19 protein-coding genes are annotated in these 21,074 nt (G+C 51.5%); 8 read left to right on the plus strand and 11 right to left on the minus strand.

The genetic code is table 11. From position 1 onward, the window contains the following. From cusF to BJ887_RS07425, 4 genes are all read left to right on the plus strand, one after another. Positions 1–342, plus strand: coding sequence for a cation efflux system protein CusF (gene cusF / locus BJ887_RS07410; protein WP_047744665.1), 342 nt, complete (start codon positions 1–3; stop codon positions 340–342). A gap of 11 nt (positions 343–353) precedes the next feature. After that, positions 354–1,604, plus strand: a complete 1,251-nt coding sequence (locus tag BJ887_RS07415) for an efflux RND transporter periplasmic adaptor subunit (RefSeq protein ID WP_014170082.1) — start codon at positions 354–356, stop codon at positions 1,602–1,604. Positions 1,605–1,614: 10 nt separating this feature from the next. After that, on the plus strand, positions 1,615–4,749 hold the full coding sequence (gene silA / locus BJ887_RS07420) for a Cu(+)/Ag(+) efflux RND transporter permease subunit SilA (protein WP_047744664.1): 3,135 nt from the start codon (positions 1,615–1,617) through the stop codon (positions 4,747–4,749). Between the two features lie 221 nt (positions 4,750–4,970). Next, positions 4,971–5,282, plus strand: a complete 312-nt coding sequence (locus tag BJ887_RS07425) for a hypothetical protein (RefSeq protein ID WP_020884130.1) — start codon at positions 4,971–4,973, stop codon at positions 5,280–5,282. A gap of 156 nt (positions 5,283–5,438) precedes the next feature. Here BJ887_RS07425 and BJ887_RS07430 read toward each other — a convergent pair whose 3' ends face one another. Both BJ887_RS07430 and BJ887_RS07435 read right to left on the minus strand, forming a co-directional pair. Beyond that, entirely contained in the window at positions 5,439–6,641 is a 1,203-nt protein-coding gene (locus BJ887_RS07430; protein ID WP_121339743.1) for a serine hydrolase domain-containing protein, read from the minus strand. Positions 6,642–6,718: 77 nt separating this feature from the next. Then, positions 6,719–7,384, minus strand: coding sequence for a putative quinol monooxygenase (locus BJ887_RS07435; RefSeq protein ID WP_229216816.1), 666 nt, complete (start codon positions 7,382–7,384; stop codon positions 6,719–6,721). Positions 7,385–7,493: 109 nt separating this feature from the next. On the opposite strand from BJ887_RS07435, the gene BJ887_RS07440 reads away from it, so the two are divergent. Continuing rightward, complete coding sequence (locus tag BJ887_RS07440) at positions 7,494–9,863, plus strand: hypothetical protein (protein WP_229216817.1); 2,370 nt, start codon at positions 7,494–7,496, stop codon at positions 9,861–9,863. A 37-nt stretch (positions 9,864–9,900) separates the two neighbouring features. Here the strand turns inward: BJ887_RS07440 and BJ887_RS07445 are convergent, their stop codons facing one another. The 3 genes from BJ887_RS07445 to BJ887_RS07460 all read right to left on the minus strand — a co-directional run bounded on the left by BJ887_RS07445 (position 9,901) and on the right by BJ887_RS07460 (position 13,063). Continuing rightward, complete coding sequence (locus tag BJ887_RS07445) at positions 9,901–10,365, minus strand: hypothetical protein (protein WP_121339673.1); 465 nt, start codon at positions 10,363–10,365, stop codon at positions 9,901–9,903. Then, positions 10,362–10,622, minus strand: a complete 261-nt coding sequence (locus tag BJ887_RS07450) for a protein L (RefSeq protein ID WP_229216818.1) — start codon at positions 10,620–10,622, stop codon at positions 10,362–10,364. Before BJ887_RS07450 ends, BJ887_RS07445 begins: the two co-directional genes overlap by 4 nt. A gap of 833 nt (positions 10,623–11,455) precedes the next feature. After that, entirely contained in the window at positions 11,456–13,063 is a 1,608-nt protein-coding gene (locus BJ887_RS07460; protein WP_121339675.1) for a mechanosensitive ion channel family protein, read from the minus strand. Positions 13,064–13,289: 226 nt separating this feature from the next. Here BJ887_RS07460 and BJ887_RS07465 point away from each other — a divergent pair, with 226 nt between their 5' ends. Then, positions 13,290–13,652 carry a DUF4406 domain-containing protein gene (locus BJ887_RS07465; protein WP_083599668.1) on the plus strand — a complete coding sequence of 121 codons (363 nt, stop codon included), beginning with the start codon at positions 13,290–13,292 and terminating at the stop codon, positions 13,650–13,652. 60 nt (positions 13,653–13,712) lie between these two features. Here BJ887_RS07465 and BJ887_RS07470 read toward each other — a convergent pair whose 3' ends face one another. Beyond that, entirely contained in the window at positions 13,713–14,486 is a 774-nt protein-coding gene (locus BJ887_RS07470) for a DeoR/GlpR family DNA-binding transcription regulator (protein ID WP_121339676.1), read from the minus strand. Between the two features lie 86 nt (positions 14,487–14,572). Between BJ887_RS07470 and BJ887_RS07475 the strand changes: the two genes are divergently transcribed. Together BJ887_RS07475 and tam are read left to right on the plus strand one after the other, a co-directional pair. Beyond that, a complete protein-coding gene (locus BJ887_RS07475; protein WP_121339677.1) occupies positions 14,573–15,157 on the plus strand; it encodes an NUDIX domain-containing protein in 585 nt (194 codons plus the stop codon). Positions 15,158–15,239: 82 nt separating this feature from the next. After that, complete coding sequence (gene tam / locus BJ887_RS07480; protein WP_104439986.1) at positions 15,240–15,998, plus strand: trans-aconitate 2-methyltransferase; 759 nt, start codon at positions 15,240–15,242, stop codon at positions 15,996–15,998. 6 nt (positions 15,999–16,004) lie between these two features. On the opposite strand, the gene BJ887_RS07485 is transcribed toward tam, so the two are convergent. From BJ887_RS07485 to BJ887_RS07505, 5 genes are all read right to left on the minus strand, one after another. Further along, the gene (locus BJ887_RS07485; RefSeq protein WP_121339678.1) at positions 16,005–17,195 is read right to left on the minus strand and encodes a cytochrome c biogenesis protein/redoxin; all 1,191 of its coding nucleotides are present in this window, start codon (positions 17,193–17,195) and stop codon (positions 16,005–16,007) included. 137 nt (positions 17,196–17,332) lie between these two features. Then, positions 17,333–18,631 (minus strand): ATP-binding protein, encoded by a 1,299-nt coding sequence (locus BJ887_RS07490; protein WP_121339679.1) that lies wholly within the window; start codon positions 18,629–18,631, stop codon positions 17,333–17,335. Then, positions 18,628–19,368: a response regulator gene (locus BJ887_RS07495; RefSeq protein WP_025204193.1), complete on the minus strand. Its 741-nt coding sequence runs from the start codon at positions 19,366–19,368 to the stop codon at positions 18,628–18,630. The genes BJ887_RS07490 and BJ887_RS07495 overlap by 4 nt, the downstream gene beginning before the upstream one ends. Before the next feature lie 44 nt (positions 19,369–19,412). After that, a complete protein-coding gene (locus tag BJ887_RS07500; protein WP_020884143.1) occupies positions 19,413–20,408 on the minus strand; it encodes an alpha/beta fold hydrolase in 996 nt (331 codons plus the stop codon). A 145-nt stretch (positions 20,409–20,553) separates the two neighbouring features. Then, positions 20,554–20,994, minus strand: coding sequence for a GNAT family N-acetyltransferase (locus BJ887_RS07505; protein WP_014170062.1), 441 nt, complete (start codon positions 20,992–20,994; stop codon positions 20,554–20,556). Positions 20,995–21,074 lie beyond the last annotated feature (80 nt).

Below are 21,074 nucleotides of genomic sequence, written 5' to 3' on the forward strand. Positions count from 1 at the left end.
ATGAACAGTTTATTTAACGCGGTCGTACTGGGCGCACTCTCCGTTATATTTTCTGCAGGCCTGCATGCTGAAACACATCAGCACGGGGAGATGAGCACAGCAGCACAAGCCACGCCAGAGCAGGTTATCGCGGGAACCGGCGTGGTGAAAGCGGTTGATCTGAGCACTAAAAAAATCACTATCGCGCATGATGCTATTCCAGCGATTGGCTGGCCCGCCATGACCATGCGTTTCACCTTTGTCCAGGCAGACGAAACTATTCTCGTCTTAAAAGCCGGCAGCCACGTTAATTTTACGTTTGTTCAGCAGGGCAATATCTCTTTACTTAAGAGCATTAAATAGCGAGAAAAAGCATGGCCTCTTTAAGAATAAAGTTTGCTGCCGTCACCCTCGGCAGCCTTATTGCAGGAGGGCTGATTTCAGTTATCGCCTGGCAGTCTGTGCATCCCGCAGAAAAAACAGAACAGACCACGACGGAGAGAAAGGTACTTTTCTGGTATGACCCGATGAAGCCGGATACCCGGTTTGATAAACCCGGCAAGTCTCCGTTTATGGATATGGATCTGGTGCCGAAATATGCCGATGAAAATGACGAAAAAAGCAGTGAGGGTATTCGTATTGATCCGACGCAGGTTCAGAACCTGGGACTCAAAACGCAGAAAGTGACGCGGGGAGCGCTGAATTACGCCCAGACCATACCGGCCAACGTCAGTTATAACGAATATCAGTTTGTCATTGTGCAGGCGCGTTCTGAGGGTTTCGTTGAGAGAGTGTACCCACTGACCGTGGGCGATCATGTTAAAAAAGGGACACCGCTTATCGATATCACCATTCCGGAATGGGTGGAAGCGCAAAGCGAGTTCCTGTTGTTATCGGGTACCGGCGGAACCCCTACCCAGATAAAAGGTGTTCTGGAGCGACTACGTCTTGCCGGCATGCCGGAAGAGGATGTTCAACGACTGCGTGCGACCCGGAGTATCCAGACCCGTTTTACTATCAAGGCCCCCATAGATGGCGTGATTACGGCGTTTAACCTGCGCACGGGCATGAACATTACCAAGGATAACGTGGTGGCACAGATTCAGGGGATGGATCCGGTCTGGATCAGTGCGGCCGTGCCGGAATCCATTGCGTATCTTCTCAAAGACAGCTCGCAGTTTGAAATTTCAGTGCCCGCGTATCCGGATAAATCGTTTGCCGTTGAAAAATGGAACATTCTCCCCAGCGTGGATCAAACTACCCGCACGCTGCAGGTCCGTCTGCAGGTCTCCAACCAAGACGAAAGCCTGAAACCCGGCATGAACGCCTACCTGAAACTGAACGCCAGTAGCCAGGAGATGCTGCTGATCCCATCCCAGGCCGTGATTGATACGGGCAAAGAACAGCGGGTGATTGTGGTCGATGCGGAAGGGCGTTTTGTGCCGAAAAGCATTCATGTTCTGCATGAATCTCAGCAACAGTCCGCGATTGGCAGCGGACTGAACGAAGGCGATGCTGTCGTGGTCAGCGGTCTGTTCCTGATTGACTCCGAAGCCAATATTAGCGGTGCGCTGGAGCGCATGCGTCATCCTGAAAAAACTGACGACGCGCATTCGGGCCATTAAGGAGACGATGATGATTGAATGGATTATCCGGCGCTCCGTCGCCAACCGTTTCCTGGTGATGATGGGCGCTTTGTTTCTCAGCGTCTGGGGAACATGGACTATCATCAATACCCCTGTCGATGCATTGCCCGATCTGTCTGATGTGCAGGTGATCATTAAAACCAGCTATCCCGGTCAGGCTCCGCAGATTGTTGAAAATCAGGTCACGTATCCGCTCACGACAACCATGCTGTCGGTACCCGGCGCAAAGACCGTGCGTGGTTTTTCCCAGTTTGGCGACTCCTATGTGTACGTCATTTTTGAAGACGGTACTGACCTGTACTGGGCCCGCTCGCGCGTTCTGGAATACCTGAACCAGGTTCAGGGCAAATTGCCTGCCGGTGTAAGCTCAGGAATAGGACCAGATGCCACCGGTGTCGGCTGGATATTTGAATATGCCCTGGTGGATCACAGCGGAAAACACGATCTTGCAGAACTGCGTTCCCTTCAGGACTGGTTCCTGAAATTCGAGCTGAAAACCATCCCTAACGTCGCGGAGGTTGCGTCAGTAGGCGGCGTGGTTAAGCAGTATCAAATTCAGGTTAACCCGTTGAAGCTGGCGCAGTACGGTGTCACGCTGCCCGACGTTAAACAGGCTCTCGAATCATCTAACCAGGAAGCAGGGGGATCATCCATTGAAATGGCGGAAGCGGAGTACATGGTCCGCGCCAGCGGTTACCTTCAGTCCATTGATGATTTCAATAATATCGTCCTGAAAACGGGCGAGAACGGCGTGCCGGTTTATCTGCGCGATGTGGCCCGCGTGCAAACGGGCCCGGAAATGCGGCGTGGCATTGCAGAACTTAACGGCCAGGGCGAAGTTGCTGGTGGCGTCGTGATCCTGCGCTCGGGGAAAAACGCACGTGAAGTTATTACCGCAGTGAAAGACAAACTGGAGACGCTGAAAGCCAGCCTGCCAGAGGGTGTCGAGGTGGTGACCACCTACGATCGCAGCCAGTTAATTGACCGCGCCATTGATAACCTGAGTAACAAACTCCTTGAAGAGTTTATCGTGGTGGCCATCGTCTGTGCGCTGTTCCTCTGGCATATCCGCTCTGCGCTGGTGGCGATCGTTTCTCTGCCGCTTGGCCTGTGCATTGCCTTTATCGTCATGCATTTCCAGGGGCTAAACGCCAATATTATGTCTCTGGGCGGGATTGCCATTGCCGTGGGGGCGATGGTGGATGCCGCCATTGTGATGATTGAAAATGCGCATAAACAGCTGGAAGAGTGGGATCATCAACACCCTGAGGAGCAGATAGACAACGCAACCCGCTGGAAGGTCATTACCGATGCGTCCGTTGAAGTGGGCCCGGCGCTGTTTATCAGCCTGCTGATCATCACCTTGTCGTTCATCCCCATTTTCACGCTTGAGGGACAGGAAGGGCGCCTGTTTGGGCCGCTGGCCTTCACGAAGACGTATGCCATGGCGGGCGCGGCCGCGCTGGCAATCATCGTCATTCCTATACTGATGGGGTTCTGGATCAGAGGGAAAATCCCCGCGGAGACCAGCAACCCGCTGAACCGACTGCTGATTAATGCCTATCATCCGTTATTGCTTCGCGTGCTCCACTGGCCGAAAACGACCTTGCTGATTGCGGCGTTAACTATTTTTACGGTCATATGGCCGCTGAGTCAGGTCGGGGGGGAATTTCTGCCAAAGATCAATGAGGGCGATCTGCTGTACATGCCTTCAACGTTACCTGGCGTATCGCCGGCAGAGGCTGCCGCGCTCTTGCAGACGACAGACAAATTAATCAAAACCGTCCCTGAAGTGGCCTCCGTATTTGGTAAGACCGGTAAGGCTGAAACGGCGACCGACTCCGCGCCACTGGAAATGGTCGAAACCACCCTTCAGCTCAAACCAGAAGATCAGTGGCGACCAGGAATGACGATTGACAAGATCGTTGATGAGCTGGATAAGACCGTGCGTTTACCCGGCCTGGCTAACCTCTGGGTACCGCCGATCCGTAACCGTATAGATATGCTCTCCACCGGCATTAAAAGCCCAATCGGTATCAAGGTGTCTGGCACCGTTTTGTCTGATATTGATGCCACTGCACAACGTATCGAAGCGGTGGCTAAAACCGTGCCGGGCGTGGTTTCAGCCCTGGCAGAACGTCTGGAAGGCGGACGCTACATCGATGTGGATATCAACCGGGAGAAAGCCTCCCGATACGGAATGACGGTGGGTGATGTGCAGCTGTTTGTCTCATCAGCCATCGGTGGCGCAACAACCGGCGAGACGGTTGAGGGCGTAGCCCGTTACCCGATCAATATCCGCTACCCTCAGGATTACCGAAACAGCCCACAGGCACTGAAACAGATGCCCATTCTGACGCCCATGAAACAGCAAATTACCCTGGGCGATGTCGCTGATATTCGTGTCGTTTCCGGACCTACCATGCTGAAAACGGAAAATGCCCGTCCTGCCAGCTGGATTTATATTGATGCCCGTGGCAGGGATATGGTGTCGGTTGTGAACGACATTAAAACCGCTATCAGCCAGCACGTAAAATTAAGACCGGGCACCAGTGTCTCTTTCTCCGGACAGTTTGAATTGCTGGAACACGCCAATAAAAAACTGAAACTGATGGTGCCGATGACGGTAATGATCATATTCATTTTGTTATATCTGGCATTCCGTCGTGTTGATGAGGCACTGCTTATTCTGATGAGTCTGCCATTCGCCCTGGTCGGCGGAATTTGGTTCCTGTACTGGCAGGGCTTCCATATGTCCGTGGCGACCGGAACCGGCTTTATTGCCCTGGCCGGGGTGGCAGCAGAGTTTGGCGTGGTGATGCTGATGTACTTGCGTCATGCCATTGAAGCCCATCCGGCGCTTGCCCAGCGGGAAACCTTTACCGCGGAAGGGCTCGATGAAGCCCTTTATCAGGGGGCGGTACTCCGCGTGAGACCGAAAGCAATGACCGTAGCGGTTATCATTGCCGGTCTGTTGCCCATCCTCTGGGGAACCGGTGCGGGCTCAGAAGTCATGAGCCGGATAGCCGCGCCGATGATTGGAGGAATGATTACGGCTCCGCTGTTATCCCTGTTCATTATTCCGGCCGCCTACAAATTAATCTGGCTGCGAAGACATAAATAAACGCGCGACGATATTAAAAGGACACGCTTGAGTGTCCTTTTTTATGCGTATGGGGCAGGGCGTTATTCCCCGTATGGCCCAGTGACAGAAATGTCATCAGCCCGTCACGGGATAAACAGAGGTCGGTTTTTATAATCAATGATAATTCAGACGCCGATGCATTTATCTCTGACTTTTCATTCAGCGATATTGCAGAGCATGTAAACTTAGGAGATTCGACCATGAAAAAGATCCTGTTATCCATTGTCACCATTATGGCTGTCACCTCATCTGGCTGGGCAGCAGAAACGATCAACATGCACGACCAGGTTAATAACGCTCAGGCAACTGCGCATCAAACCATGGCTGAGATGCACAAGAAAATGCTCAAAGCTGGCCCCTGTAATACTACTCCCGAATCGGCAAAGTCTTTCTCTGCGATGAATGAGCATGAGAAGGCCGCCGTTGTGCATGAAACGGTGAACAATGGGCAGTCTTCTGTTATTCACCAGCAACAGGCAGAGAAACATCGCCGTATGAATCAGGCGAATTAACTGGCGCGTGGTGGATGTCACGGCTATACGCCCCTCGAGTGAGGGGCGTTTTCAGCATCTTTTAGAAGGTCGCAGTAAGAATGCAGCCACCGCTGAGCAGTATCATGCCGATACGGAGAAGCGCTGCAGTTGGTTTGCAGGCATGACCAGGCGAGGTTACAGCGCGCGAGAATGTTCTTCTCTCTGGCTATCGTTTTTCGCCATATCCATTAATAGTGCGATACCAATATAGTTACTCCAGTTAAATGCATTTTGAAGCACGACTACCGCATTGCCTTTTTGTTTATCGAAACCGATAAAGCTTGAGTAGCCGCCAATATAGCCTACCTGATAAGTAATTTTTTCCAGACCGATAAAGTCGGTGGTCCAGGCAATACCCTGTACACCATCGGCGCGTTGAATATCGGTATTACTGACTTCAGCAAAGACGCTATCCAATAAGCGATTGTCGGTTGTCGTCACGTGATAGCGGGCATACGCGGCCAGATCTTCGGCGTTACTGTATAAACTCGCTGCCGCTACCATGTTGTTGGAAAAATGCCAGTCGGGCGTCAGCTGCCCGCGCGGGATGAATTTGGGCTGATCGCCAGCGTGGCCAAGCGCACGCTGCGGGTATCCCTTTAACGTCTGGGGAGTAAAACTACTGTTAGCCATTTGCAGCGGTTGAAAAATATAGCGCGAGGCTAAACTCTGAATATCTTCGCCGGTTTTGTGTTTCAGGATATAGCCAATCAGGGCATAGCCGGTATTAGAGTATTGCGGCATTTTATGCTGCGGTGCATGCCAGTTGGCTAAATAGCGCAATACGTTATCGCTATCCAGTTCGCCATAAAAGTTATCGCCACTGCTTAAATAGCTGATGAATTTTCCCAGCATCGGAACATCCATATTCTGACGGGGCAGGCCAGAGGTGTGGGTCACCAGTTCCAGTAGAGTAATTTTTTGTGCATCTGCGCTTAAGGGCGTACCCGGTGGCAGCAATGTCGCCAGGTTATCGTCCCAACTCAGCCTTCCTTCGTTCACCAGACAAGCCACCACTTCCGCCGTAATCCCTTTGCTGAGCGAACCGAGGGCAAACAAGGTATTGGACCCGATCGGGTAGCGATTGGCCGCATCAGTTACGCCCCAACTGTAAAACTGCGGAGAACCGTAATTATGGATCACCGCAACCGTCACCCCGGGAACGGATTTTTGCGCCATATAGTGACGGACCACGCTATCAACGTCGCCGTCCAGCGATTTATGGGTGAGGAGTTCCTGTGTTCCTGCCGGGGAGGACATTTGCGAGAGGGTGCCACAACCGCTCAGTGACGGGATAAGAAGCAGAAGCCAGCGAAAATGTTGAGTTATGTTCTGCATACCTGTCATGTGTGGTGGTCATTAGAGCGCCCGGAATGTATCACACCGGGCCTGCGTAAACGCCATTTTTCTACGCTTTAGCCGCCAGGGGCGATTTCTGCGGTTATCCCGCCTTTATTACGCAGAAATAGTGGTTTGACAGGAATAGACGTTTTACGGGTACTCATGTGCGCCGTTTGCTTTAGATAATCCCTAAAGTGCGGCGTCTGTCTGTGGAGTTGATAATCTTCCTCACTGGCGTAAATCTCATAAAAATACCAGCGGTGGGGATCATCTACGTCTGTCGCGGCATACATGGCAAGCACGCCTTTTTCTATGTTGAGCGACTGAGCCATTTCAGGAAGGACAATGTTTTTGAATTCAGTCTGATATTCCGGCTTCACCTCAACTACCACCAGATTATTGATGGTCCGCTCATCGGGTATGATGTGTTTGTCCCCTGTAAATTGCGGCACGAGTGTGATTTTCAGCTTCCGATCAATCATATCAGGTGCTTGAGTAACAAACGCTTTGTATGGAGAGGCATCCAGATGTTTGGGGTAGGCCAACTCGCTTGCATAAAGCTCAACCATATATGCCTGACGCGCATTGTCACTGCGTTTCAGCGCGTACACGCCGCGTGTTACGGCTGCCTGATAATCAGGCGGGCTGAAACTGAGGATCGCCTGGTTAATCGCCCGGGATACATAAAATGGTGCCGAATGGATAAATTCAAATAGTTTGCCAGCGGGTTTTAGTTGCACTCGCGCATAGCGAATTATCTGAGTAATAAAATTTGCATAAATTTTACTCCCCTTCTTCTTAAGTCCCTGCGATGATTAGGGTTTTAGGGATTTCACTTAAGGAAAGACGATGAACATACGTTACCCGGTACGGAAGGCCGACGGGCGGGAGTATAAGAACTATGACGAGCTGCTGACCGACATCCGTAAAAACGCGCACGGTTGGTGGTTACTTGGCATCAGTCGTTACTGGCACGGGGGGATCCACATCGGGACGTCATCGTCTCCGGCCTCGGTGCTGGATGCAGATTCGCCGGAAAAATCGGTGCCGCTCCAGTTCATGATGGACGGCGAGGTGGTGGCATGGCGGGTTAACCGGGATTACACGGCTATCGAGTGTTACCAGGAACGCCCCCTGCGCCAGTCCGGTACCTTTGTGCTGGTCAAATCGGTTTACAAACCCGACGAGCAGGATGAATCCTCCTGGCTGACGCTCTACCAGCTTTACATGCACATCGCGCCACTGTCAGAATTTCCGAAACGCCCGCTTTACCGGGTCACGCAGAAAGGTCACGGGGTGCGGATGCGCAAACACTCCCGCCATGACGACAGCCGTGAAATCGTGCCGGACGTGCTGGCAAATAAACACGGCCACGCCAGAAGACTGATGCAGGGTGAAACGCTGGTCGTACTGCAACAAAAATCGTTTCTGCTGGAACAACAGCCGGAGCCGTTCGCCCTGGTGCAGCGTCTTCTGGACAGTAAGCCCGCAGGCGAGTTGTTCTGGGTCTCGATGCGCCCGGAATTTCTGGAGCCTGACGGCGAGTGTTACGTGTGCCTGCCTGACTGGATGCACAGCGCACTGAATCACGGTGTGTTTGATGATGTGGTGGTGCCGTCTGTTCCACTGAAAGTGACGGTGAAGGCGGGAGATTCGGTCGGGTTCCTCGGCGCTCAGGATCTGGCCGACGAAGATAATTATCCGCAGATTATCACCACGGACTATAAAGCCCATATCGAGCTGCTGAGCCTCGACGAGCATGTGCCGGATATTGTGGCCAACGTGAAGGGTATTAAAACGGGCAAACAGTTCATTAAGCTGAAGCTGAAACGGCCACTGTACCTGCGAAACGGGGAGGGCGAGGAAAGTTCCTTTGAGCAGATGAGTGCCATTACCCGCGCTGATGCAGGGAAAATTATTCCGCGTGATGCCACGTCCCCGTTTACGGATAAAACCGGGGTCACATACTTTCAGATCCGCCCGCATACGTGGATGCACCAGGACGATGTGGAACAGCTCAGCCAGCACGATTTAGCCGGGCTAAACTTTGACTGTATTGAAGCTGAACATACAACCGATTTTACCCGCACGCTGGATGAACACTGGGTTATTGATGCCCTGAAAAGCATTGATTCGCACTTTGACAGTGAAAAAGGCCCCGCATCGGCACAGGCAAAAATGTTTTATGACAGCCTGATCCACAATGCTGAAAACAGAAGACCGCCCGACCCGTATCCTGATAAATCCCAGGACGAATTGCTGTTTGGCGCACTGCATACAAACCAGATGAACATCCCGGAATATGTGCGGCGGCTGATAGTGAAACACGACAGCGACTGGCACAGTACACGCGATGATACACGCTGGTCATCGGTATTTAAGGACAGGGACGAAAGTCCGGTTGTGCAGCTGGCTAACGGGGGATTTCTGGATGCGACGCGCTGGATGGATAAGGTTCCGCCGTTCGCCAGTCAGCGGTATGTATGGCATTTTCATCCGCTTGAATTTCTGGAGATGCTTAAGCCCGCAGGCGGGAAAATCACGCTGCCAATGTTGCGGAAGATATGGACGAATAGTCGCAAGGTCAGCGACGAGGTTCTCCAGCAGGTGGCGGATGAACTAAATGATAATCTGGAACGTTGTCACCTTAATACCGAGGTTCGACTGTATCATTTTATGGCTCAGGTCTATCAGGAAACGGGAGCTACGTTCATGATTGATGAGGATTTAAATTATGCGGCAACAGCACTCCCTGGTCTCTTCAGCTATTATCGAAGACATCCTGATGAACAGCAAATTGATGGGCGAACAGGTGCACACAGAGCAAATCAGGAAGCAATTGCCAATAAAGCTTATGGCGGACGTAATGGTAATACAGAGCCTGGTGATGGATGGCGCTATAAGGGTAGGGGGATGAAACAACTCACAGGGAGATATAATTATAGAGCCTTTACTCAGTATGCTAATAAAGTTTGGGGCGATCCAGTGGATTATGAAGAGAATCCAGAGTTAATTACCGCATCAACAAAGCAAGTGGTTCGTTCAGCATTGTTCTTTTGGGATTTTTATGATGCATATAAAAAAGCTGATGGTGGTATAACAGAGAGTGCATCACATAGTGTGACGAATATAGTAAATCCGGGTACTAATACAAAAGATGCCCGATACAAAAATTTGATTACGTTTGCCGACGAAAAAATATTTATTGACATTTATTGATTCGATGTATGGGCTTACCTAATGGTAAGCCCATTTTTTATTTGTTGCGTGAGCTGTTAAAAGTAAAGAGCGACTCAAAATTATCTTGTATCGTACCATCTATGCATTTGATTTTATTGGTTTTTATGTTGTTTCCGCTGACGTAAACCCCTGTAAAGGTTTCGTCTGATGGAACATTGATGTCACTTAATGCGGAGACTGAATATGTATATTCTCCATTATGGAATGTAACAGTGTTAAAAACATAAGGTCCGGATTTGTTTCCAAGTTGAACATCTGATGAAAAAATAGTTGGAATTTTCTCGCTGAAAAGTCGAGTCTCTAGAGTTAAATCATTTTTTTTATCATTGCCATATGTGTATTTCAACGTTTCATCTGTACGTTCTATTTTTATTATTTTTTTGTTTTTTGTCATGCATTGAAAAACTAATTCTGTATTTGCAAAAGCGTTTGATGCAGAAAAAAACAAGCCAACTAAAAGAATGGTAATTGTCTTTATCACAAGCTTCTCCTTAGGGTTTCATCCGCACAAAGCGGACAATTCTCCGTATCCGTTTCATGGTGAGAACTATGTTGATGGTGATTTTGTGGCGGGAATGGATCATCTTTATTACTGGTCACTTCTTTGCCACATACGGTACAACGGTAAATTCCTGAAACAGGAACTGTGTCACCAGGATTGTACTGTGACGTCCAGCGCTCTTTGTCGCCCTCAACGCGCTGTAAAAATTGCTCTGTCTCGCTTGTAAATGCAGCCATTATTTTTCCTTTTTGAACTCAATCCATATACTCAACTATCGCCAAAGTCCCGTAATACGTGATGTAAAGGAATGAGCCAGTGTTGAAGGATCCGATAGCAGTGGAGATTATCACTCCATAGATAAGATTTCCCCGGTTGCCAGCTGACTTAACAAACACGACGTATGCTTCGTCATGCTCATTGCGCTTCTTCTCGAAAACGTGAGGTATAAAGATGGCCATCCACTTTGCATAATCTTCCGCAGTTGCATGTTAATTGTATGACAAAAGCCATGAAATCTCTACATTGAAAGTACAGCCAACCTTAAAACGGATTCAATCATAATTCCTTTTGCTTTAAGTCGAGCATGTAGTGTCGAAGGCTGAATGGGGGATTTTTCGAGCCCCTCATGTACCATAGCTAGTTACTCGGCCTTGATGTAAGCATCAAGCTCCATACCCTGAATGACTTTGTCGTCTTCATTAAATTGTGGTGAACATGACGGGCAGGGTAGTTACGGTATCAACCATGAGATGAGTTCTCTGGTTGTTCCTGGATAAATGTAAGATGGAATATGCCATGAACTTAGCGATATCCCCATAATTGTTGCGTTATGAAGTTATCGTAAAGCCACAACTGAATTTTAGCAAACGACTGATTCGCCGGTAAGTTGCTGAAAGAGCGGTCCTCATGTACTTAACTTCAAACCCAGCATATTTAACATAATATACATTATGCGCACTTACATGGATTAAGGCAGAATCTGGCTTTTTGTGGTCATCCTTGTTCTGGTGTTTGACAGCCTCTAATGCACCTTATCTGCTCCGAATCCTCTAAACCTGCATAGCCATCTTCACTCACGCTGTTTATTCTCTGGCTTCTCTGCCGGCGCTGCATACCAGTTATCTTCCGTCACGACGACCGCGCCTTCTGGTTGAATCACAAAGTTTGGCGACATGATTTGTACATTAAACTCGTTAAAGACATCCTGAATATTGCTGTGCAGTTCATTGCGGGCCTCCGCCAGTGACTGCCCGGCACGCAGCTTCACCTGAAGTTCATAAGCAATATACCAGTCCATCAAACTCAATTGTCTTACCAGCGGCTGTTGTGACTGATCGATACATTTCGCCCGTCTGGCGGCAATCTCCAGCATGGCATGAACTTGCCGCCATGGCGTGTCGTATCCGATAGTGACACCTGTCGTCAGGTTCACGCCACCATCTGGATTTTGCGCGCTGAGATTAGTGATTTTGCCGCTGACTACGACAGCATTCGGTACGGTTACAACGTAATTCTCCCGCGTAATGATTTTCGTCGCGAGCATACCTATCTCGGTGACCAACCCTTCGTTATCCGCGACCCGAATGATGTCGCCTTTTCTCAAGGCTCGCGAGTAAATCAGTACCAGGCCACTCATGGCATGGTTCATCACCCCGGCAGATCCCAGGGTCAACATTAGCCCAAAGAATACACTGATACCTTTAAAGGCCAGTGAATTGGCCCCGGGTAAAAACGGGTATGCTGCAGAAAGAGCAAATAACCATACCACCACAGAAATTAACTTCCGCGTCGCGCCGACGGTTTCAGGATGGATCCCGGGAAGGTGTAAACGCCCTGCTTCTACCTGATTTAACAAGACTTTAAGGAGTTTTAGAATGAAGGCTGTGATAAGAAAAATAATCAGGACGATCAAAATGCCCGGCATAGCCGAGACAATGGACAGTGCGATATCCCGCAGAACACGCATGGTCCAGTCACCCAGCGATGACCCCCAAACGCGCGTCCAGGGAAACAGACTGAATGACCAACTTAGCCAGATATAAAGACCGAGAATACCCAGAATAATCATCAGCAAAGCATACAAACGAGTCTCAATCGCGCCGACAAACCTGCGCCAGCGTTGTGGAATGATACTGTGGTTCTCAAGAATGCGGCCTCGGTAAAAACGCCATGACCGCCAGGCACCGTACCAGAAAACAAACAGTGCCAGCACCCCTGCGGCCGTTTTGCCTGCCGATAATGCCAGCCACCCGGCGTCATATTGATCGCGAAGCGCCGTACGTTGTGCCTCCATTCGGGTCAGCACACGTTGAGCAGCCTCATCAAGCGTCAGGTCGTCACCCTCATCGAGATCGGCTTGTGCCAGTAACATCACCGGCTTGCCGTTCATCACAATCAGTCTTCCCGGTTGGTTGTAACGGGTAACCGGAATAATTTTCAGGGGCTCCCGAACATCCTGTTGAGAGAAATTGCGCAGCGTATTACGAATGCGCAAAACTCGCTCTTCAGGCGTGGTCAGACCGAATTTTGCCTGCAGCATAACAATGGGCTGATGGAAAATATAAACCGTTCTGGCGCGCTCCCGATCTGTCGGCTCCTGGCGCGGCTCTGCGGCTACGCTGAGAAAGGAGATTACCGAGAGCAAGCATGACACTGTAACGAGCAGGATCCTCTTCATTTCCACCCCCTGAAACGCAAGATTATTGTTATTTTTCAATACGCCCAGAGAATGGCTGATCTCTGCTTTTTGAGCATAGACCAGCTCTACTCTTCTGCAACTGTCTTAAAAAACTCACAATGCACAATATTGCTTGAAATTGCACGAAACTACCGATTAATATGAAGAGAGAAACAAAAGATGCACAAACGTGCAAACTCATGCATTTTTACTTACTGAGGTTGATATGACACAACAGTTGATTTTAATCGCCGGCCCCTATCGTAGCGGCACCGATGGCGTGCAGGCGCGCATTGATGAAAACCTTGCTCGTCTTGAAAATGCGGCGTTAGCCGTCTATCAACGTGGCCACGTTCCGGTTATTGGCGAATGGCTGGCCTTACCGTTGGCAAAAGCGGCTGGCTCGAAATCGATGGGTGATGAAATCAGTGAAGCAATGCTGTATCCCGTCGCGCACCGACTCATTGCGAAATGTGATGCTATCTACCGGATTGCCGGCGCGTCCAAAGGGGCCGATATGGACATTGAGGTGGCGCAAACGCTGGGGCTTAAGATTTACACTACGCTTGAGGATATCCCTCAGGTTTGATGTTGCCTGCCAGCCTGTCGGCTTACCGACAGGCCGGATCATAAAGGCTTTTCGCGTGGGTTATGCCTTTTCCGGTTCAGAGGTCATCACCACGGAAACCCCCTTTTCTTTTACCGCGTTAATCCAGGCGCTATCGGTATCGTCTTCAACGACAATCGTGTTCACCAGCGACAGATCGCCAATCACAAAAGATGACGCGGTATTGATTTTTTCGGGGGAAGCCAGCACAACCGTTTCGGCGGCTCTGCCGGAAAATGCACGTTTGATACTCGCCTCTTCAAAATCACCGGTCGTCAGGCCCGCATCAGGATGGATACCAGTCACTCCCATAAAGAACAGGTCCGCATGGATTTTTTCGATGCCTTCGATAGCAGCCGCGCCGACCGCAACAATAGAGTGTTTATACAGACGGCCACCGATCAGGATAACCTCAATGGAGGGATGTTCGACAAGTCCCAGCGCAATGCCTGGGCTGTGCGTGACCACGGTTATCTTCAAATCAGGAGGCAGAAACGTAATCAGCTCTGACGTGGTCGTGCCGCCGTCAATGATCACCACCTGGCCGTCAGAAATCAGCTGCGCACCTTTACGGGCGACATTTTTCTTGGCATCCATCTTTACCGATTTACGCTCAGCAAACGGGGCAATGGCCGAGGATGACGGCAGCGCCCCGCCGTGAACACGCTGTAAACGCCCTTCTGCCGCCAGCTCGCGTAAATCGCGCCGAATGGTGTCTTCAGACACCGCGAAGAGCGTGCTGAGCGCTTTCGACTGGACCTGACCTTCAGCCTTGAGCTTTTCAAGGATCAATTGTTTTCGCTGCGTTGTGAGCATAAGGAATTCCTGATATTGCACGTTTAATCTTGAAACTGCACGACCATGCTGTTTATGATAATTACTCTACGTAAGGAGGAACAAACGTGCAATCAAAACGTGCAGATGTACGCATCATAGAAAGTGAAACACTGTCTGATAACTGGTACATCCTGAAAAAATATACCTTTGATCTACAGCGACGCGATGGCGAATGGCAGCGGCAAAATCGCGAAGTTTACGACCGGGGAAACGGAGCCACCATCCTGCTTTATAACCGGGATAAAAAGACGGTGATCCTGACCCGCCAGTTCCGCTTCCCTGTCTTTATTAACGGGCACGAAGATGACCTTATTGAAGCTGCTGCGGGCTTGCTCGATAACATGGATCCGGAAAGCCGGATTAAAGCAGAAGCGGAAGAAGAGACCGGCTATAGCGTTTCCCGCGTTGAGAAAATTTTTGAAGCTTACATGAGCCCGGGCTCCGTCACTGAAAAACTCTATTTTTATCTCGCCGAATACCAGCCGAAAGACAGAACCAGTGAAGGCGGTGGACTCAAAACGGAGGGTGAGGATATCGACGTACTGGAAATGACGCTGGAAGAGGCACTGCGCGGCATTGAAACGGGCAGGATTGTCGACGGGAAAACCATCATGCTGCTTTATCATGTTGCCCTGAAAGGCATTCTGTAATTGCCGCAGGACAGACACCTGCCGCAGTGCAGGTGTCTGCGTGTGCTATTCTTGCTGAAGTATGCACAACGGAGATGCAAAGATGGCTGACTGGAACCCTTCCCTGTACCTGCGATACGGAGCCGAACGTACGCGGCCCGCCGCTGAATTGCTCGCCAGAATTCCCCTGGATGACGTGTCATCCATCGTCGATCTGGGCTGCGGGCCTGGAAACAGTACGGCGCTGTTAAAACATCGCTGGCCTTCAGCGCACGTCACAGGGGTCGATAACTCACCTGCGATGCTCGACGAAGCCCGCAGCGCCTTACCGGATTGCCACTTTGTTGAGGCCGATATCCGCCAGTTTAAGCCTGGCCAGCCGCTGAGCCTGATTTACGCCAATGCCGCGTTGCAGTGGGTGCCCGACCACTACGATCTCCTGCCGCACCTGGTCTCTCTGCTCACGTTAAATGGGGTACTGGCCATTCAGATGCCTGACAACTGGCTTGAGCCCACTCATGTGGCGATGCGTGAAGTTGCCTGGGAACAAGGTTATCCTGACCGGGGTCGTGAAGCCTTGCCCGGCGTGCATGCCTATTACGACATTCTGACAGACGCCGGTTGTGATGTGGATATCTGGCGGACAACCTATTTCCATAAAATGAGCTCTCACCAGGCCATCATTGACTGGGTAAGCGCGACCGGTTTACGTCCGTGGCTGCAGGAGCTTAATGAGAGCGAGCAGAAACGTTTTCTCAAGCGCTACCATGAAATGCTGGAAGAGCAGTATCCGCTCCAGGAAAACGGGCAGATACTGCTGGCTTTTCCACGGTTGTTTATCATTGCTCAACGTCAGCCCTGAGCAACGTTATGAGCGGGCCTCTTTAAGCAGTTGCTGGATAACTTTTTCCTGTTCTTCATAGTTACCTTCGCCAAAAGAGGTATAACGTAACTGCCCTTTGGCATCGAAATAGTAATGTGCCGGCCAGTACTGGTTCCCGAAGGCGTTCCAGATCTGGTAGTTATTATCCGTCACGACCCGATACGGCAGTTGCCATTTGTTCACCGCGTTTTTCACCGACGAGAGCGGTTTTTCCCACGGATATTCAGGCGTATGCACGCCGATGACCACCAGACCCTGGGACTGATATCGCGTGGCCCAGTCGCGGACATGCGGGAGCGTATGCTGGCAGTTGATACAGTCCCAGGTCCAGAAATCAATCAGGACGACTTTACCCCGCAATGATTCAGACGTGACAGGGTCACCATTAATCCACCCGGTTCCGCCACTTAACGAAGGCAACTGACTGCTGGGTTCGGTCATGACGACCGGCTGCAGTTTTACTGGCGCAGTGGCGGGCTTCGCCAGGGTCAATAGCGTGGTTTCAAGACGGTCTGCCACCCCATTTGCACCCTTCAGCACCGAGTTCATCCCCGTGGCGTTGAACGCCACAGCCGCTAACATCACCACGCCCGCCCCCTTGCGCAACCTTTCCATCAGCGCTGATTTGGCCCGCAGCGGTGCCATCAGTTTCCGACCGCCGGCCATAAGCAGGCCCAGCATAAGCGCACATCCGCTGCCATACGCCGCCAACAGCGCGCCGGTAGTGATGGCCGAATGACCCGCAATATTGATACTGAAAATAGCCCCAAGGATCGGTCCGGCACAGGGAGACCAGAGCAGACCGACGGCCAGTCCGGCCAGGAAAGCGGAAAACATTCCGCGCGTTTGTCCGCTGCGGGTATTGAGGATATTGCCCGCGCTGACCGCAGGCCCGGCTATACGCTGGGCGAAGGACGGGAAAATTAAGGCCAGCGCGGCTGTAGCCAGAATAATGAGTGCCAGCCAGCGCCCTATTATCGTGGCATCCGTGATCCATTCACTGGCAATCGTGACAACCATCGCCACCACGGTAAACATCACGATCATCCCTGCCAGCAGAGCCAGGATATGTCTTCGCTGCCCCTGAAAACCGGCAAACAGAAGAGGTATCACCGGGAGCGTACATGGACTGAGCAGGCTTATCATCCCGCCCAGAAACGCGATTATCAAAAACATAAAAACCTCACATTACAGATGGCCTGCGACGCTGCAGTGAGGGTATTTCATCGTACGGATGTGTTTGGGATGTGTGCAAAACGGGACGATTTGTCTGCTCTCGTATCGGTCACGCAACCGGATACAAAACCGTACAATTAGCGACGCGGCAGCGTTACCGTGACCTTCAGCCCGCCTTCAGGAAGATTTGCCAGCCGCAGTTTCCCGTCAAGCTGCGCGGTCAGCTGCGCGGCAATCGCCAGCCCCAGGCCGGTTCCGCCGGTATCACGGTTACGCGATGTTTCTACCCGATAAAAAGGCTGTAATACCGCGTCGAGTTCAGCCTCGGGTATCCCCGGCCCGCCGTCCAGAATATGGATAGCAATGTGTCCGGCTGAAGAATCATCAATCTCAATAACGGCATAGCTACCAAACTTAAGCGCGTTATCCAGGAGGTTGGTCATCACCCGGCGAAGCGCCTGCGGCCGAGTCACTATCGGCAGGCGGGCGTCGTTTGCCTGAAACTGCACGTTTTTACCAATGTCCTGATAATCACAGGCAATGCTGTTTACCCAGGCATTGAGCTCCAGCTTTAGCGAGGTCTCTTCTAGAGATTCTGATGACCGGGCATAGGCAATCCCCTCCCGCACCAGACGGGTCATGTTATCGAGGTCGTTCAATAACTTGTCGCGTAACTCGGGTTGATCGGCCATCTCGACGCGCAATTTCATGCGCGTGATGGGCGTCTGCAGGTCGTGAGAAATGGATGCCAGGATCTGCGCGCGTTCGCGAAGGTAGGATTGAATGCGCGCCTGCATCGCGTTAAAGGCATGCGCGGCTCTTTGCACTTCTACCGGCCCTTTCTCCGTCATTGGTGTGTTTGCCGCCGGGTCCAGCGCGTCAACCGCACGGGTAAACTGAGAAAAAGGCCGAATCACCTGACGCACGGCGATCCAGGCACAGGCCGCAAGCAGCAGTAGTTGCAATACCAGCACGACAGGTAACCAGCTGGCGACCGGGGGCATGCGTGGTGTCAGATCGATGGTCAACGGTGCGCCATCACGTAAGGTGAGATGCGCCTGAATATGGGAAATGGGACCGGGAACGGCGGTAAACGTGAGCGGGTAGTCAGCCGTAAGGGTCTCTTTTAGCGTTCGAATGGCATCGCGTGAACGCTTATCCTCAGGCGGTGCGCCCGGTTCTCCAGGCCCGAGAATATAGCGATAGTTACCGCGCTCCAGCCGCGGCAGCCAGGCCGCCCGCTCCTGGGCGGGAAGTCGGTCAAGAATGGCCACGCTAGTGGCTACATCGTTTTCCAGATTACCCAGCATTACGCTGCGGGCGCTGTGCATGCGTTCAACCATCACCAGCGTCAGGCTGAGGGTATTGGCCAGTAAGAGTCCAGCCAGCACGATGACCAACAGCCGGGACAGCAACGAGCGTGGCCAAAGCGTCATTCATTGGCCTCTTTTATGGTCACCGGCATTGTAAAGACATAGCCTTCACTGCGCACGGTCTTGATATAGGCCGGCGTGCGGGCGTCTTCATTCAGACGCTGACGCACCCGGCTCACCAGCAGATCAATCGATCGTTCAAAAAGCTCGGCATCGCGCCCCTGGGTCAGATTTAGCAGTTGATCCCGGGTCAGGACGCGCTGAGGGTGATCGAGGAACACGCGCAGCAGACGATATTCCGCCCCGCTGAGCGCCACCACCATCCCTTCACTGTCGATTAAATGACGGGCCACGGTGTCCAGTTGCCATTCTCCGAACGTGACCAGTCGTCCGGCTTCCGTCACCTGTAAATTAGGGGGCATTGTGCGGAAACGACGTAAAATGGCTTTGATCCGCGCGAGTAACTCGCGTGCAACAAAAGGTTTCACGACATAATCGTCTGCCCCCATCTCCAGCCCCAGGATCCGGTCTGTTTCCTCGTTACGCGCCGTGAGCATCAGAATGGGCAAGTCTTTATGTTTACCGCTTCGGAGCTGACGACACAGCGTTAATCCATCATCGCCGGGCATCATGACATCCAGCACCACAAGATCGATATGCTGTTTATCAAGCACAACTCGCATCTCTTTGCCATTTGCCGCGCCAGAGGCGCGATATCCGGACTTAACGAGATAATCGACAATCAGCTCACGAATATCCCTGTCGTCATCGACGACAAGGATATGATCAATATGCTCCACAGAAATCTCCAGACTGAAGGGTAACGTATTGAAAATAGCACATTTCAGAGTTTATCTGCGTCCACAACTGCGTTGACGAAATCCTGTGGATCTTCCTGTGGTGGGTTGTGACCTACGGTTTTGCCAAAGGTACGGTGTTCATACTTGCCGGTGAATTTCCCGGCGTAGGCCTGTGGTGCAGGATGCGGCGCCCCGTTGTTTCCGCCTTCGATGGTGATCGTCGGGACGGTAATATTCGGAAGCGTTGCCAGTTTTTGCTCATAACTGTCGTATTTGCGCTCCCCTTTTTCCAGTCCTAAACGCCAGCGATAGTTACTGAGCGTCACCGCGACATGGTCCGGGTTATCAAGGGATTTGGCACTGGCGTTAAACGTTGCATCGCTAAATTTCCAGTCAGGTGATGCCTGTGACCAGATCAAACGGGCGAAGTCATGGGTGTTTTTGGCGTAGCCTTCAGCACCACGTTCGGTGGCGAAATAGAACTGATACCACCACTGAACTTCTGCTTTCGGCGGTAAGGGTTGTTTGCCAATCTGCTGGCTGCTGATCAGGTATCCACTGACGGAGACCAGCGATTTAACGCGTTCTGGCCACAGCGCCGCGACGATGTCCGCCGTACGGGCACCCCAGTCGTATCCTGCAAAAACGGCCTGCTTGATGTTCAGGGCATCCATCAGGTTCACAATGTCTTTCGCCATGGCCGAAGGCTGGCCGTTACGCGGCGTTTTATCTGAGAGGAAACGGGTAGTTCCGTAACCACGCAGAGAAGGCACAATCACCCGATATCCTTTGGCAGCCAGCGCGGGAGCAACTTGCGCATAACTATGAATATCGTAGGGCCAGCCGTGTAATAAAATGATCGGTTGACCATTTTTCGGGCCGATGTCGACATAGCCGACGTTAAGGTCGCCGGCGTTAATCTGCTGAGGATGATCAAACGCCGTCGCGAAATCAGTACCGGTTGCTTCGGCCTGACAGGACATGACGGTACCAAGAGAAACGGTTAATGCGAGAGTTGAGTATGCGAGTTTGCTGAACATGTTGTTATCTCCGATTGAGTACGATTCACGGGGATATAACAACATCGGTTTGTATAGCGGATATGTGCGAATGGGCCTTTATTGCAAGCCTGTGTATGTATCAGAGGCGTTGATACAATGTGATACAAACACAGGTCATTGCGTCTTAAAGCGAGACGCGATAACGAACGTAATCGTCGGCTTCGCCATATTGGTCGTAGAGTTTACGTGCCGGGTTGTTCTGCCGCGTGACCCAGTAAAGTTTTGACCACCCTTCGCGCTTGCCTTCGTCCATCAGGGCGTCAATGAGCGCTTTTCCAGTCCCTGCTCCCCGTTGGCTGGCAGCAACAAACAGATCTTCCAGATAACAAACGGGCGCTGTCGACCAGGTTCCTTCGTGCAAAATACACATGGCGAAGCCGATGACGTTGCCGTCGCTTTCCGCAACCCGGCAAAACATCGATGATCGCTCGTCGAGCGCCCTTTGCCATGTCGCGGCGGTCACGGACTCATCGAGGACACAGTCATAAAAATGGGTGTAGCCGTCCCACAGCGGACGCCACTGGGAATAATCTTCTGCGCGTAAAGCTCTTACCGTAACAGCCATATATTCCTCATATTACAAATCGAAAGCCTTTTAAAAGCAGTTATTGGTAGTAAAGAATTCCAGCACACCGAAAAAGAATG

This window comes from Enterobacter sp. WPR_3_1 (assembly GCF_003635055.1).
Lineage (GTDB): Bacteria > Pseudomonadota > Gammaproteobacteria > Enterobacterales > Enterobacteriaceae > Enterobacter > Enterobacter ludwigii.

Excerpts from the sequence above, each read along its gene's own strand:
- cusF (WP_047744665.1), top strand. The coding sequence starts at position 1 with ATGAACAGTTTATTTAACGCGGTCGTACTGGGCGCACTCTCCGTTATA.
- BJ887_RS07415 (WP_014170082.1), top strand. The coding sequence starts at position 354 with ATGGCCTCTTTAAGAATAAAGTTTGCTGCCGTCACCCTCGGCAGCCTT.
- silA (WP_047744664.1), top strand. The coding sequence starts at position 1,615 with ATGATTGAATGGATTATCCGGCGCTCCGTCGCCAACCGTTTCCTGGTG.
- BJ887_RS07425 (WP_020884130.1), top strand. The coding sequence starts at position 4,971 with ATGAAAAAGATCCTGTTATCCATTGTCACCATTATGGCTGTCACCTCA.
- BJ887_RS07430 (WP_121339743.1), bottom strand. The coding sequence starts at position 6,641 with ATGCAGAACATAACTCAACATTTTCGCTGGCTTCTGCTTCTTATCCCG.
- BJ887_RS07440 (WP_229216817.1), top strand. The coding sequence starts at position 7,494 with ATGAACATACGTTACCCGGTACGGAAGGCCGACGGGCGGGAGTATAAG.
- BJ887_RS07450 (WP_229216818.1), bottom strand. The coding sequence starts at position 10,622 with ATGGCTGCATTTACAAGCGAGACAGAGCAATTTTTACAGCGCGTTGAG.
- BJ887_RS07460 (WP_121339675.1), bottom strand. The coding sequence starts at position 13,063 with ATGAAGAGGATCCTGCTCGTTACAGTGTCATGCTTGCTCTCGGTAATC.
- BJ887_RS07465 (WP_083599668.1), top strand. The coding sequence starts at position 13,290 with ATGACACAACAGTTGATTTTAATCGCCGGCCCCTATCGTAGCGGCACC.
- BJ887_RS07470 (WP_121339676.1), bottom strand. The coding sequence starts at position 14,486 with ATGCTCACAACGCAGCGAAAACAATTGATCCTTGAAAAGCTCAAGGCT.
- tam (WP_104439986.1), top strand. The coding sequence starts at position 15,240 with ATGGCTGACTGGAACCCTTCCCTGTACCTGCGATACGGAGCCGAACGT.
- BJ887_RS07485 (WP_121339678.1), bottom strand. The coding sequence starts at position 17,195 with ATGTTTTTGATAATCGCGTTTCTGGGCGGGATGATAAGCCTGCTCAGT.
- BJ887_RS07490 (WP_121339679.1), bottom strand. The coding sequence starts at position 18,631 with ATGACGCTTTGGCCACGCTCGTTGCTGTCCCGGCTGTTGGTCATCGTG.
- BJ887_RS07500 (WP_020884143.1), bottom strand. The coding sequence starts at position 20,408 with ATGTTCAGCAAACTCGCATACTCAACTCTCGCATTAACCGTTTCTCTT.
- BJ887_RS07505 (WP_014170062.1), bottom strand. The coding sequence starts at position 20,994 with ATGGCTGTTACGGTAAGAGCTTTACGCGCAGAAGATTATTCCCAGTGG.